This window comes from Bradyrhizobium sp. Ash2021 (genome assembly GCF_031202265.1).
GTDB lineage: Bacteria > Pseudomonadota > Alphaproteobacteria > Rhizobiales > Xanthobacteraceae > Bradyrhizobium.
This window is the reverse complement of the sequence record NZ_CP100604.1, coordinates 8,459,474-8,473,727: the sequence shown is the minus strand read 5'-3', so window position 1 is coordinate 8,473,727 and position 14,254 is coordinate 8,459,474. Positions and strand designations below refer to the sequence as shown.

Below are 14,254 nucleotides of genomic sequence, written 5' to 3'. Positions count from 1 at the left end.
TGCGCAATTGCGCACCTGAGAATCTCGAGATTCCCCGGTGCGCAATTGCGCACCTGAGGTCTGGTCCTGCGGACCATCCCGGAATGACGACTACTTCAGCGATCGTTTAACCCGCCGCCTTCGCCTCGCGGCGACGCGCGGTGAGAATGTATTCGGTGTAACCGTTCGGCTGCTCGCGGCCCTTGAAGACGAGGTCGCAGGCGGCCTTGAAGGCCACGCCGTCGAAACCGGGCGCCATCGGCTTGTACAGCGGATCGCCCCTGTTCTGGCCGTCGACCACGACCGCCATGCGCTTCAGCGACTCCATCACCTGATCCTTGGTGATGACGCCCTGATGCAGCCAGTTCGCCAGATGCTGGCTCGAGATGCGCAAGGTCGCGCGGTCTTCCATCAGGCCGACGTCGTGGATGTCGGGCACCTTGGAGCAGCCGACGCCCTGGTCGATCCAGCGCACGACGTAGCCCAAAATGCCCTGGCAGTTGTTGTCGATCTCCTGCTTCACATCGTCGGGCGCCCAGTTCGACTGTGACACCGGAATGGTGAGGATGTCGGACAGCTTTGCGCGCGGGCCGCCCTTGTCGAGCTGCTGCTGGCGCGCGATCACGTTGACCTGGTGATAATGCAGCGCGTGCAGGGTCGCAGCCGTCGGCGACGGCACCCAGGCGGTGGTGGCGCCGGCCTGGGGATGGCCGAGCTTTTGCGTCAGCATGTCCGCCATCTTGTCGGGCGCGGCCCACATGCCCTTGCCGATCTGGGCATGGCCGGGCAGGCCGTCGATCAGACCGTTATCGACGTTCCAGTCTTCATAGGCCTTGATCCAGGGCTGCGCCTTCATGTCGTTCTTGCGGATCATGGGACCGGCTTCCATCGAGGTATGGATTTCGTCGCCGGTGCGGTCGAGGAAGCCGGTGTTGATGAAGCAGATGCGCTTGGAGGCATTCTGGATGCAGGCCTTGAGGTTGACCGTGGTGCGGCGCTCCTCGTCCATGATGCCGACCTTCATGGTGTTTTCCGGCAAAGACAGCATCTTCTCGACTTCGCCGAATAATTCGCAAGTCAGTGCCACCTCGTCGGGCCCGTGCATCTTCGGCTTGACGATGTAGACCGAACCGGTGCGGCTGTTCTTGGTCTTCGAAGAGCCCTTGAGATCGTGGATCGCGAGCAGGCCCGCGACCGCAGCGTCCAGCAGGCCTTCCGGAATTTCCTCGCCCTTTGCGTCCAGCACGGCGTCGGTGAACATGTGATGGCCGACATTGCGCATCAACAAAAGGCTGCGCCCGTGCAGCGTGAGCTGCTTGCCATCCGGCGTCTTGTAGACGCGGTCGGAATTGAGCGCGCGCTTGAGCGTCTTGCCGCCCTTCTCGAAATCGGCGGACAGCGAGCCGTCCATCAGGCCGAGCGTGTTGCGATAGACCAGTACCTTGTCTTCGGCGTCGACCGCGGCGACGCTGTCTTCCATATCGAGGATGGTGGAGACCGCCGATTCCAGGATCATGTCGGCGACGCCGGCCGGATCGTCCTTGCCGATAATATTGCTGCGATCGATTTTGACCTCGATATGCATGCCATTGTTGACCAGCAGGATCGAGGTCGGCGCCGCCGCGTCGCCCTGGTAGCCGGCGAACTGCTCGCTCGACTTCAGCGCCGTGGCGTTGCCGCTCTTCAGCTTGACCGCGAGCTGGCCGGCGATGACGCTGTAGGAGGTCACGTCGGTGTGGCTTCCGGTCGCCAGGGGGACGGCCGCGTCGAGGAACGCCTTGGCCTTGGCGATCACCTTGTCGCCGCGCGCCTTGTTGTAGCCTTTGCCGCTCTCGCTCGGATCGTGCGGGATCGCGTCGGTGCCGTAGAAGGCGTCGTACAGGCTGCCCCAGCGCGCATTCGCCGCGTTCAGCGCATAGCGTGCGTTGGTCAAGGGGACGACGAGCTGCGGGCCGCAGATCTTGCCGATCTCTTCATCGACATTTGCGGTTTCGACCTTGTGCGTCGCGGGCTCCGGCAGCAGGTAGCCGATTTCCTTGAGGAACGCCGTGTAGGCGTTCATGTCGAACGGCTTGCCCTTGTTGGCGCGATGCCAGCCGTCGATCTTGGCCTGCAGGGCGTCGCGGACGGCCAGCAATTTCCTGTTTTTCGGCCCGAGCTTCTGGATGATGGCGGAAAGTCCTGCCCAGAATGCGTCGGGCGAAATCCCGGTCTTGGGCGTCGCCTCCTTGGCGATGAAATCGAACAGGACAGGGGCTATCTTCAATCCGTTGGCATCGACACGATTCATGATGGGCTTTCTCAAAAGAAACGGGCGGTTAGAGGCTGTTTTCAGAAGAAAAGCAGCAAAAAACGCGCCAAAAGGGGCCGCGTTGACGGCCCTTTTAGCCCTAAAGCCACGGTCATGAGAAGCCCCGGGCGGGGCTGATTTGCCCGTCAAAAGGGGCGGGCTGACGCCTCAGATATTGGCGGCGAGGTCCACGAGTTCGTCGAACAGAATGCCGCTCTGCGCCAGCATCCGCTCGATCTCGTCGGTCGCGTCCGCAACCGCGCGGGAGGAGGTATCGATCGTCAACTCGCATTCGGTGGGCGGCTGGTAATCCTTGCCGATACCGGTGAAGGCCGGCAACGCGCCCGCGCGAGCCTTGGCGTAATGGCCCTTGGGATCACGGCTCTCGCAGACTTCCGCCGGGGTCGCGACATAGATTTCGCGGAACGACGTATCGGCAATGCGACGCGCCGCGGCGCGATCCTCGGCCGATGGCGAGACCGCGGCGACGATGGCGATATGCCCGTTGCGCGCGAGATGGGTCGCGACTTCGGCCAAGCGCCGGATGTTTTCGGTGCGGTCCTGCGCGGAAAAGCCGAGGTCGCCATTGAGGCCGGCGCGCAAGGTATCGCCGTCGAGCAGAATCGGCGAGCCGCCCCGGCCGAACAGCCGCCGTTCCAGCGCGCGGGCCAGCGTCGATTTTCCGGAGCCCGGCAAACCGGTCAGCCAGACCACCGCGCCGTTGTGGCGATAGCGCGCCGAGCGTTCGTCGGAACGCAGCGCGGATTCCACCGGCACGATGTCGATCGGGACCGCACGCTGTCCGGCGTCGACCGACAGCACGAGACCGCCGCCGGCAATGCGGCCGTTGACTTCGATCACCAGCCGTCCGGTGCGTGGATTCTCGGAATAGGGATCGGCCGCGATCGGCTGCGCCAGCGAAAAGTCGATTTCGCCGACGTGATTGCGCGCGATCGACTTGGTCTCCTCGTTGGAGAGTTCGCCGGGATCGACCGCCTTCTCGATCGCGACCACGGTGGCGCGGGCTTCCCGGGTGCCGAGCCGGATCAGGATCGCGTCGCCCTTCGAAAGCGCCTTGTCGTGCAGCCAGAAAATCCTTGCGCGAATCCGCCGCGTGTCGCGCGGGCTGTGCCCGGGATGACCGATCACGTCGCCGCGTTCGAGAAACAATTCGCGGTCGAGCGTGATGCCGACCGAGCGGCCGGCGCCTTGCGGGCCATTGACCGGCGTCACCGGCCAGCTCTCGACCGTCTTGATCTTCGCGATCTTGCCCGCGGGCATGATGACGATCTCATCGCCGGCGCTCAGACTGCCCGACTCGATGCGGCCGGCGACGATGCGGCGATCGTCGAATTTGTAGATTGCCTGCACCGGCAGCCGCAGCGCCAGTTGCTCCAGCGGGCGCGCCGGTTCGAGCGCGTCGAGCGCCTCAACCACGGTAGGCCCCTTGTACCAGCCGATCCGCGGCGTGTGTTCGGCGACGCCGTCGCCGTCGCGCGCGGAAATCGGAATCACGGCCGAAGGCGTGACGCCGAGGCCGATCAGATGCGCGGAAATTTCGTCGCTGATCTCCTTGAAGCGATCGGCGCTGAAATCGACGCGGTCCATCTTGTTGACGACGACGGCGACCTGCTTGATGCCGAGCAAATGCAGCAGATAGCCGTGACGCCTTGTCTGGTCGCGCACGCCTTCCAGCGCGTCGATGATCAGGACCGCGCCGTCGGCCTGCGAAGCGCCGGTGATCATGTTGCGCAGGAATTCGGCGTGGCCGGGCGCGTCGATCAGCACTACGTCGCGCGAGCGGGTGCGGAAGCGGATCTGCGTGGTGTCGATGGTGATGCCCTGGTCGCGCTCGGTCTGCAGCGCATCGAGAAGAAACGACCATTCGAACGGCATGCCGCGCCGGGCGCTGACGGCTTTGAGCATCTCCAGCTTGCCGTCGGGCAGGCTGCCGGTCTCGTGCAGCAGGCGTCCAACCAGGGTGGATTTGCCATGATCGACATGGCCGACGATGACGATTCGAACCTGCGGGCGGGTGGTGCCGTTGGGCGTCGCCGAGGTCGTCGATTTAGGGAGGATCATGTTCATCGCAGCGCTCACAGCAAAATTTGGGTCAGAGATAGCCGGCAACACGCAGCCGCTCGAACGCGTCTTCGGTTTCATGATCGAGCGCGCGGCCGGCACGCTCCGGCACCTTGGTGCCGTCGAGCTCGGTCAGGATCTCATCGATGTTGGAAGCCATCGACGTCACCGGATTGGTGATGTCCTGATCGCCGAGCGAGCGGTAGCGCTTGCCGTTTTGCGACAAATAAAGCGGGATGATCGGAATGTTCTCGCGCTTGGTGTAGGCCCAGATGTCGGCCTCGGTCCAATGCAGGATCGGGTGAATGCGCAGATGCGCGCCTGTAGGCGGCGAGGCGTTGAAATGGTCCCAGAATTCCGGCGGCTGATCGCGCACGTCCCATCCGCCTTCGAGGCCGCGCGGCGAGAACACGCGCTCTTTGGCGCGGGTGGCTTCTTCATCGCGGCGAATGCCGGCGATCAATCCGTCAAAGCCATATTTGGTGAGCGCGAGCTTCAGACCTTCGGTCTTGCGCGCGGCGGATCGCGCGGCCGGCGGCAAGGTCGGATCGACGGCGTCGATCGGCGGGCAGGGCTCGACCTTGAGATCAAGCTCCCACTCCTTGCCGAAACGATCGCGGAACGCATACATCTCGGCAAATTTCTTGCCGGTATCGACGTGCAACGCCGGGAATGGCACGCGGCCGAAGAAGGCCTTGCGCGCCAGCCAGATCATCACGTTGGAATCCTTGCCGAGCGACCACAGCAGCGCCAGCTTCTTCAGCCGCGCGAACGCTTCGCGCAGGATGTAGATGCTTTGCGCTTCGAGTTCGTCGAGGTGGTCCATCGAGGGCGGCAGCAGACGTCCTTCGTGCAAAATTTGCGCGGCAGCGGATCCGTTTTTCAGGTCCACGCTACGCAAGCGGTCTTTGGCGGAATCGTTGTTGAGAAGATGCATCTCTGGGCCTTGGCCTTTGGGGTCGGAAATTCTATAGTTGCACCGCAATAGAGAAGAAATAATTTTCTCTTTGCGGCCGTTGAATGAGACATATATAGAAAATAATTCCAGTCAACCCCGGAAGTTGGGGAAGCGAGTGTCGCATGCGATTCCTGCCCGTGTTTCTCGATCTGCAAAGCGGCAAGGTGCTGCTCGTCGGAGCCGGCGACCTCGCGCGCGCAAAGTTGCGGTTGCTGACGGCCGCCGGCGCTCGGGTTCGCTGGTTTGCGACCGACGGTCATCATGATGTAAGCGGCCTCGATGACGCCGATGTGGCACGGATCGAACTGGCTCACGGCGATCCCTTGGCTGCCGACCTCTCAGGCGTGATCGCGATCCTCTGTGCGGGCGCCGGCGACATCGGCGTTGCGATGTCGGTGCGCGCGAAAGCCGTCGGGCTTCCCGTCAACGTGATGGACGATCTTGTCCATTCCACTTTCATTTTTCCCGCCATCGTCGATCGCGGCGACGTCATCGTGGCCGTCGGTACCGGTGGCGCGTCGCCCGTGGTTGCACGCCGCGTGCGCGAACGCATCGAGGCGATGCTGCCGGCGAGAATTGGCGATCTCGCCAGCTTGATCGGCGACTTCCGCAAATCGATCAGCGCGCGCATTCCCGAATTTGCGCTGCGCCGCCGGTTTTGGGAGCGCGTGATCGATGGTCCGATCGGCGCGCTGGTGCTGGACGGGCGCAAGGCCGAGGCTGCAACTGCGCTGCAGGAGATTGCCGATCCTTCCGCTTTTGCTGGCGCGCAGGCGCAAGGCAAGGTCGAGGGCAGGGTCACGCTGGTCGGAGCCGGGCCGGGCGACCCGGATCTTCTCACCATCAAGGCGTTGCGTGCGCTGCAGGACGCCGACATTGTCTTTTACGACGAGCTGGTCTCATCCGAAATTCTCGATCGCGCGCGCCGCGATGCTGCGCGCGTCGCGGTCGGCCGCCGCGTCGGCAAGCCCGGCATCGGCCTGGATGCGGTCAACAAATTGCTGATCGACGCTGCCCGGTCAGGGCAGCGCGCGGTGCGGCTCAAGGGCGGTGACCCCTTCATCTTCGGCCGCGGCGGCGAGGAAATCGAAGCGCTGCGCAAGGCCGGCGTCGCCTATTCGGTGGTGCCGGGCATTACCGCCGGCCTCGGCGCCGCCGCGCAATTCGAAGCGCCGTTGACCTATCGGCACGAGGCGCTGCGTATCACCTTCCTCACCGCGCACAAGGCGAGGGATGCCGAAACCGTCGACTGGTCGGCGCTGACGGACACCAGGATGACGGTCGTCGTCTACATGGGCATGACCGCGACGCCATCGGTCCGCGCCGGCCTGTTGGCCGCAGGACGATCGCCGCAGACGCCCGTCGGCGTATTCGGCCGGGTGACGCGGCCGGATGCGCAGGCCGCTGTCGGTACGCTGGAGCAACTGCCTGACCTGGTCAAAAAGATCGATGGCGGCCCTGCCATTCTCATTATCGGCGACGTGGTCGCGCATTCCGCACCATGGCGTCAGTTCAACCCAAGCCAAATGATCTCCAAACTGGTGGATGCTGCCGAATGACTTCTCCGCTCGAACAAAAGAAAATCAGAATAACCAAGCCCTCGATGGTAACCGCCAATCGTACCTGGGATGGCGCTGTGATCTATCGCACCGCTGCCAAGGGCTGGTCGACCGACTTGTCGGATGCCGCGATCGTCCGCACCGCCGACGAAGCGCGTGAGTTGCTCTCCGAATCCGTCGCCGATGACGTCGGCGCGATCGGCGCCTATATCGCGCCGGTCGAGGTCAACGACACCGGCAAGATCGAGCCCGGCAATCTCCGCGAACAAATCCGGTCGGAAGGCCTCACCATCGATCTTCCGGTTCCGGCGTAAGGCACTCCATCATGTACGCATATGACGAACTCGACCGCACCCTCATCAATGAGCGGGTCTCCGAATTCCGCGATCAGGTGAAGCGGCGCCTCTCGGGCGAACTGACCGAAGACGAATTCAAGATGCTGCGGCTGCAGAACGGCGTCTATCTGCAACTGCACGCCTATATGTTCCGCGTCGCGATTCCCTACGGCACGCTGTCATCGAAGCAGTTGCGGCGGCTGGCTCATGTCGCGCGCCGCTACGACCGCGGCTACGGCCATTTCACGACCCGGCAGAACATCCAGTACAACTGGATCAAGCTCGCCGAATTGCCGGACGCGCTGTCCGATCTGGCCGAAGTCGGCATCCACGCGATGCAGACCTCGGGCAACAACACCCGCAATGTCACCTCGGACCAGTGGGCCGGCGTGGCGCCCGGCGAGATCGAGGATCCCCGCATCTGGTCGGAGCTTTTGCGGCAATACACCACGCTGCATCCGGAGTTTTCGTTCCTGCCGCGCAAGTTCAAATTCGCGATCACCGCCTCCGAACACGATCGCGCGGCGATCAAGATCCACGATATCGGCCTGCGTCTGATCAAGAATGCCGACGGCGAGACCGGCTTTGAAGTGCTGGTCGGCGGCGGGCTCGGCCGCACGCCCTTTATCGGCAAGACCATCAAGCCGTTCGTTCACGGCCGCGATCTCCTGAGCTATGTCGAGGCGATCCTGCGAGTCTACAACCAGTACGGCCGCCGCGACAATATCTACAAGGCGCGCATCAAGATCCTGGTGCACGAGCTCGGCATCGAGAAGTTCGCCAAGGAGGTCGAGGAAGAGTGGCAGCAGCTGCGCGACAGCGCGCTGACGCTGGATCACGCCGACATCGAGGAAATCCGCTCGCGCTTCTCCTATCCCGCCTATGAGAAGCTGCCGCATATGCCGGACGAGCTGAAGCAGGCGGCGCACGATCCGCTGTTCGAACGCTGGCGCAAGAATTCGGTGTTTCCGCACAAGGTGCAGGGCTATTCGATCGTGACGCTGTCGCTGAAGCCGGTGGGCGGCCCGCCCGGCGATGCCACCGCCGACCAGATGGACGCGATCGCCGATCTCGCCGACAGATACTCGTTTGGCGAAATCCGCGTCGGTCACGAGCAGAACCTGGCACTGCCCCATGTCGCCAAGCGCGATCTGCCGGTGCTCTGGAAAGCGCTCGACAAGATCGGCGTCGCGACGCCGAACGTCAATCTGGTCACCGATATCATCGCCTGTCCGGGCCTGGACTATTGCTCGCTGGCCAATGCGCGCTCGATCCCGATCGCACAGGAACTGACCCGCCGTTTTTCCAATCACGACACCGCCAACCTGATCGGCCGGCTGCACATCAACATCTCCGGCTGCATCAATGCCTGCGGCCATCACCATGTCGGCCACATCGGCATTCTCGGCGTCGAGAAGAACGGCGAGGAATTTTACCAGATCACGATCGGCGGCCGTGCCGACGAAAACGCGGAGATGGGCACCTTGATCGGGCCCGCGGTGCCCTATGCCGAGGTCGCCGACGTGATCGAAGATATTGTCGAAGCCTATCTGGCGCTGCGCGACCGTGCGGAAGAACTCTTCGTCGACACGGTGAAGCGGCTCGGCGTCGAACCATTCAGGGAGCGGGTCTATGCCACTCGTTAAGCAGGGAAGAATAACCACCGACGCTTTCCTCCACGTGCCCGACGGGGCCGAGCTGCCGGGCGATGGCGCGATCCTGATTTCGGCGGCGCGGTTTCTCGAGGATCCCGAAGCGTTGTCGCGGCGCACCGGCACGACCGGCGTGATCTGGCCGAACAACCGCGACCTCGACGATCTCGTGCCCTATCTGGATCGGCTGGCGGTGGTCGCGCTGGTATTTCCGAGTTTTCGCGACGGCCGCGCCTACAGCCAGGCGCGGTTGCTGCGCGAGCGCCACGGCTATGACGGCGAACTCCGCGCCACCGGCCAGGTGCTGCGCGACCAGTTCGTTTTCATGCAGCGCGCCGGCTTCGACGCGTTTGAGGTGAAGAAGGAAAGCGACGCGGAAGCGTTCGCCGCCACCGTGAAGCGCTATTCGGTGTTCTACCAGCCGACCGGCGACGGCCGCGTCACCGCGCTCAATCGGCGGATGCAGTCGCGTCATTCGGAGAGCGCCGGCCGGTGAGTGTATTCGCAGCAGAAGCTTTATCGGAACGGACCGTCCAGTTGCCGCCGGCCGACACGCTCGACCGTGCGTTGCGCGCGGCCTCGCCTGCGGAAGTCATTGAGACGGCGCTGAAGACGGTCGGGCGCGAGCATCTCGCGCTGGTCTCGTCGTTCGGCACGGAATCGGCGGCGCTGCTCAAGGTGATGGCGGACGTCGATCCAGCCATCCCCGTGGTATTCCTCGATACCGGCTGGCTGTTCGAGGAGACGCTGGCCTATCGCGACACGCTGATCGCCAAGCTCGGCTTGCGCGACGTCCGTTCGATCAAGCCTCTGGAAGAGACGCTGTCGCGTGAGGATCCCGACCGCGAATTGTGGTTCTCCGATCCCGATGCCTGCTGCCGGATCCGCAAGGTGGAGCCGCTGGCACGTGCGTTAAAACCGTTCTCGGCGTGGATCAACGGGCGGAAGCGCTTTCAGGGCGGTGCCCGCGCCGAGATTCCCGTCGTCGAGGACGACGGCGCGCGGCTGAAGTTCAATCCGTTCGCGAATGTTTCGCGGGAGGAAATCGAGGCGATCTACCGGCTCGCAAAATTGCCGCAGCATCCACTTGTCGCATCCGGTTATCTCTCGGTTGGGTGTATGCCTTGCAGCAGCCGGACCGCGCCTGGCGAAGATGAGCGCGCGGGCCGTTGGCGCGGCCGAGCCAAGACGGAATGCGGCATCCATACGACCAAGACTTCGTAGCACAACGACGCTGCAACGCCGCAAACAACGAAATGCGGTTTCGTTGACTTAGGGTGCCTTCGTCGCGAGTTATGTCCTTCGCGCTTTCGATGACGTCTGTCGTCAGGCCGAATGGAGACCAAGGATGTTCCGTCGTATTCTGCCCATCGTCGCGGGCCTGGTCTGGGCCGGCTCGGCGCTCGCCGCTGACGTAACGCTGCTCAACGTGTCCTACGATCCGACGCGCGAGCTCTATGTCGATTTCAACAAGGCGTTCGCCGCCGCCTACAGTAAGGAAACCGGCAGGAGCGTCGAGATCAAGCAGTCGCATGGCGGTTCCGGTTCGCAGGCGCGCGCCGTGATCGACGGGCTGCCGGCGGATATCGTCACGCTGGCGCTGGCCTATGACATCGACGCCATTGCGGCAAAAGGTCTCATCGCCGCCGACTGGCAGAAACGGTTGCCGCTCAACGCCTCGCCCTACACCTCGACGATCGTGTTCCTGGTGCGCAAGGGCAATCCCAAAGCCATCAAGGATTGGGACGATTTGATCAAACCCGGTGTCGAGGTGATCACGCCGAACCCGAAAACCTCCGGCGGCGCGCGCTGGAACTATCTCGCCGCCTGGGGCTATGCGCTGAAGAAATTCGGTTCCGCCGACAAGGCGAGGCAATTCGTCGGCGATCTCTACAAGAACGTTCCGGTGCTCGATACCGGCGCGCGCGGCTCGACGGTGACATTCGTCGAGCGCGGCGTCGGCGACGTGCTGCTGGCGTGGGAGAACGAGGCGTTCCTGGCGCAGCGCGAATTCGGCAAGGACAAATTCGAGATCGTGTCGCCGCCGCTTTCGATCCTTGCAGAACCGCCGCTGGCGGTGGTCGACAAGGTTGCCGATAAGAAGGGCACCCGCGCCGTCGCCGAGGCTTACCTGCGGTATTGGTACACCAAGCAAGGTCAGGAAATTGCCGCGCGCAATTCCTATCGCCCGCGCGATCCGGAGATTGGCAAGGAATACGAAAAATCGATTGCCAAGGTCGAACTTTTTACCATCGACGACGTTTTCGGTGGTTGGGCCAAGGCGCAGAAGGATCACTTCGGCGAAGGCGGCATTTTCGATCAGATCTACAAGAACTGATCCGTCGATCGAGCCGACGCGCGAGCAGGGGAAATGGTGAGCACAGCGGTTGCACGGCGCAGCACTCTGCCTGGGTTCGGTCTCACCATGGGGCTGACCCTGACATGGCTCTCCATCATCATCTTGATTCCGCTGGCCGGTCTGTTCCTCAAGACGTTCGAGCTCAGCTTTGACCAGTTCTGGGGCATCGTCACCAGCCGCCGCACGCTCAATGCGCTGAAGATTTCGTTCGGCCTCTCCTTTGCCGCGGCGCTGGTCAACCTGGTGATGGGCACGGTCATCGTCTGGGCGCTGGTACGCTATCGGTTTCCCGGCCGGCGGCTGTTCGACGCCATCGTCGATATTCCCTTTGCACTGCCGACCGCGGTGGCCGGTGTCGCGCTGACCTCATTGTTCGCGCAAAAGGGCTGGTTGGGCGCGCCGCTGGCCGAACTCGGCATCAAGGTCGCGTTCACGCCGATCGGGATTTTCATCGCGATGATCTTCATCGGCATCCCCTTCGTGGTGCGGACGGTCCAGCCGGTGCTGCTCGATCTCGACGTTGAAATAGAGGAAGCCGCCGCAAGCCTTGGGGCCAATCGCTGGCACACCGTGTTCCGGGTGATCCTGCCGAGCCTGATCCCGGCGCTCTTGACCGGATTTGCGCTGGCGTTCGCGCGCGCCGTCGGCGAATACGGCTCCGTCATCTTCATCGCCGGCAATCTGCCGAACGTCTCGGAAATCGCGCCGCTGCTGATCGTGATCCGGCTGTCCGAATTCCGCTATGCCGACGCCACCTCGATCGCCGTCGTCATGCTGGTCGCGTCGTTCCTGATCATCTTCGCAGTCAATCGCCTGCAGCGCTGGGCGCAAACCCGAATCCCCGCGCATTGAGGGCCGATCGATGACGATGCAATCCGGCCTGGCGACCTCACCCACGCAGTTGCGGGTCTACGCTCCGACAGCCGACCTTGATGTCGCTTCGCCGCCCTCGCGCGAGCAGGAGCGCGCGCGCGCGATCGTCTCACCGCGCGACTCGCGGACTGAGCCGGGTCCGGTCCGCTTCGTCATCATTGCGCTCGCGCTGACTTTCCTGACCGTGTTCGTCGTGCTGCCGCTGGTGGTCGTGTTCGCGCAGGCCTTCTCCAAAGGTATCTCTTCGTATGTCGCGGCGTTGACGGAACCGGAAGCGCTCTCGGCGATCAGGCTGACGCTGCTGGTGGCGGCGATTTCGGTCGGCCTCAATCTGGTGTTCGGCGTGATCGCGGCATGGGCGATCGCCAAATTCGACTTTCGCGGCAAGACCTTTCTGATCACGCTGATCGACCTGCCGTTCTCGGTCAGTCCGGTCATATCGGGTCTCGTGTTCGTGCTGCTGTTCGGCGCGCAGGGCTATTTCGGCCCTTGGCTACAGGCGCACAATATCCACGTGCTGTTCGCGGTGCCCGGCATTGCGCTGGCGACCGTCTTCGTGACGTTCCCGTTCGTCGCCCGCGCGCTGATCCCCTTGATGCAGGAGCAGGGCACGCAGGAGGAGGAAGCGGCGATTTCGCTCGGCGCGTCGGGCCTGCAGACCTTTTTCCGCGTCACGCTGCCCAATATCAAATGGGGTCTGCTGTATGGCGTCTTGCTGTGCAACGCGCGCGCGATGGGCGAGTTCGGCGCGGTGTCGGTGGTATCCGGCCATATCCGCGGCGAGACCAACACCATGCCGCTATTGGTCGAGATTCTCTACAATGAATATCAATTCGTGGCGTCGTTCGCGATCGCATCATTGCTGGCGATGCTGGCGTTGATCACGCTGGTGGTGAAAACCGTTCTCGAGCGGCGTCTGGACGAAGGGCAAATACCAAGTGACGATTGAAGTCAAAAACATCGTAAAGAAATTTGGCGCTTTCGCCGCCCTCGACAATGTCGACCTGAAAGTCGGCGACGGCGAATTGCTGGCGCTGCTCGGTCCCTCCGGCTCGGGCAAGACCACGCTGCTGCGGATCATCGCCGGGCTGGACTGGCCTGATGCCGGCGAAGTGTCGATCGGCGGTGAAGACGCGCTGGCGCGTGGCGCGAGCGAGCGTCAGGTCGGATTCGTGTTCCAGCATTACGCGCTGTTCCGCCACATGACGGTGTTCGAGAACGTCGCCTTTGGCTTGCGGGTCCAGCCGCGCGCCAACCGCAAGGACGAAGCCACGATCCGCGCCCGCGTCAAGGAGCTGCTCGATCTCGTGCAACTCGACTGGCTGGCCAATCGCTATCCCAGCCAATTGTCCGGCGGCCAGCGCCAGCGCATCGCGCTGGCCCGCGCGCTCGCGATCGAGCCACGCATCCTTCTGCTCGACGAGCCGTTCGGTGCGCTCGATGCCAAGGTGCGTAAAGAGCTGCGGCAATGGCTGCGCTCGCTGCATTCCGAAATCCACGTGACCTCGATTTTCGTCACCCATGACCAGGAAGAGGCGCTCGAGGTCGCCAACCGTGTCGTGGTCATGGACAAGGGTCGTATTGAGCAGATCGGCACGCCCGGCGACGTCTACGACAATCCGGCCACCGCCTTCGTGCACGGCTTCATCGGCGAGTCCATCGTGCTGCCGGTCGATGTCAGCGGCGGTTCAGTGCGGCTCGGCGGCAGGCCCTTGAACATCGCCGCCAATGGGGCGGCATCCGGCGCCTCGAACCTCTTCGTCCGCCGCCATGACATGCAGATCGGCCCGGCCGGATCCGGTGCGCTGGAGGGGGCCGTGCGCCATGTCCGCTCGTTCGGCCCGATCCAGCGGGCGGAAGTCGCGCTCTCGGGCGGCGAAGGCAAAACCGTGATCGAGATCGACGCCCCCCGGGACCGGGAACTGCAGGCCGGGGAAATCGTCGGCCTGCAGCCCCGGCGCTACCGGATTTTTGCGGCGCAGGGCTGACCCACCTGTCATTCCGGGATGGTGCGTTAGCACCAGACCTCAGGTGCGCAATTGCGCACCGGGGAATCTCGAGATTCCGGGTTCGCTTCGCGCCCCGGAATGACGTCAAAAGCGGCTATCTTCACCATTCAGCCACGGTTGGTATGCAACAACTGCCCCTCAATTTTGGGGAAATTTCG

At 63.4% G+C, this 14,254-nt stretch carries 12 protein-coding genes; 9 read left to right on the top strand and 3 right to left on the bottom strand.

From position 1 onward, the window contains the following. Positions 1–106: 106 nt before the first annotated feature. The 3 genes from NL528_RS40800 to cysD form a co-directional block, all read right to left on the bottom strand. Positions 107–2,269: a malate synthase G gene (locus tag NL528_RS40800; protein WP_309179967.1), complete on the bottom strand. Its 2,163-nt coding sequence runs from the start codon at positions 2,267–2,269 to the stop codon at positions 107–109. Between the two features lie 168 nt (positions 2,270–2,437). Continuing rightward, positions 2,438–4,357 (bottom strand): adenylyl-sulfate kinase, encoded by a 1,920-nt coding sequence (cysC, locus tag NL528_RS40795; protein ID WP_309179966.1) that lies wholly within the window; start codon positions 4,355–4,357, stop codon positions 2,438–2,440. A gap of 25 nt (positions 4,358–4,382) precedes the next feature. After that, the gene (gene cysD, locus NL528_RS40790; RefSeq protein WP_309185213.1) at positions 4,383–5,177 is read right to left on the bottom strand and encodes a sulfate adenylyltransferase subunit CysD; all 795 of its coding nucleotides are present in this window, start codon (positions 5,175–5,177) and stop codon (positions 4,383–4,385) included. Positions 5,178–5,431: 254 nt separating this feature from the next. Here cysD and cysG point away from each other — a divergent pair, with 254 nt between their 5' ends. The 9 genes from cysG to NL528_RS40745 all read left to right on the top strand — a co-directional run bounded on the left by cysG (position 5,432) and on the right by NL528_RS40745 (position 14,075). Then, the gene (gene cysG / locus NL528_RS40785) at positions 5,432–6,868 is read left to right on the top strand and encodes a siroheme synthase CysG (protein WP_309179965.1); all 1,437 of its coding nucleotides are present in this window, start codon (positions 5,432–5,434) and stop codon (positions 6,866–6,868) included. Then, on the top strand, positions 6,865–7,182 hold the full coding sequence (locus NL528_RS40780; RefSeq protein ID WP_309179964.1) for a DUF2849 domain-containing protein: 318 nt from the start codon (positions 6,865–6,867) through the stop codon (positions 7,180–7,182). The genes cysG and NL528_RS40780 overlap by 4 nt, the downstream gene beginning before the upstream one ends. Positions 7,183–7,193: 11 nt before the next feature. Then, a complete protein-coding gene (locus NL528_RS40775; protein WP_309179963.1) occupies positions 7,194–8,849 on the top strand; it encodes a nitrite/sulfite reductase in 1,656 nt (551 codons plus the stop codon). Beyond that, positions 8,836–9,351 (top strand): DUF934 domain-containing protein, encoded by a 516-nt coding sequence (locus tag NL528_RS40770; RefSeq protein WP_309179962.1) that lies wholly within the window; start codon positions 8,836–8,838, stop codon positions 9,349–9,351. The genes NL528_RS40775 and NL528_RS40770 overlap by 14 nt, the downstream gene beginning before the upstream one ends. Further along, positions 9,348–10,079 (top strand): phosphoadenylyl-sulfate reductase, encoded by a 732-nt coding sequence (locus NL528_RS40765; RefSeq protein ID WP_309179961.1) that lies wholly within the window; start codon positions 9,348–9,350, stop codon positions 10,077–10,079. Before NL528_RS40770 ends, NL528_RS40765 begins: the two co-directional genes overlap by 4 nt. A gap of 124 nt (positions 10,080–10,203) precedes the next feature. Then, a complete protein-coding gene (locus tag NL528_RS40760; protein WP_309179960.1) occupies positions 10,204–11,193 on the top strand; it encodes a sulfate ABC transporter substrate-binding protein in 990 nt (329 codons plus the stop codon). 87 nt (positions 11,194–11,280) lie between these two features. Then, a complete protein-coding gene (cysT, locus tag NL528_RS40755; protein WP_309185211.1) occupies positions 11,281–12,066 on the top strand; it encodes a sulfate ABC transporter permease subunit CysT in 786 nt (261 codons plus the stop codon). Positions 12,067–12,076: 10 nt separating this feature from the next. After that, positions 12,077–13,036 carry a sulfate ABC transporter permease subunit CysW gene (gene cysW / locus NL528_RS40750; RefSeq protein WP_083641091.1) on the top strand — a complete coding sequence of 320 codons (960 nt, stop codon included), beginning with the start codon at positions 12,077–12,079 and terminating at the stop codon, positions 13,034–13,036. Beyond that, the gene (locus NL528_RS40745) at positions 13,026–14,075 is read left to right on the top strand and encodes a sulfate ABC transporter ATP-binding protein (RefSeq protein ID WP_309179959.1); all 1,050 of its coding nucleotides are present in this window, start codon (positions 13,026–13,028) and stop codon (positions 14,073–14,075) included. Before cysW ends, NL528_RS40745 begins: the two co-directional genes overlap by 11 nt. Positions 14,076–14,254: the final 179 nt, after the last annotated feature.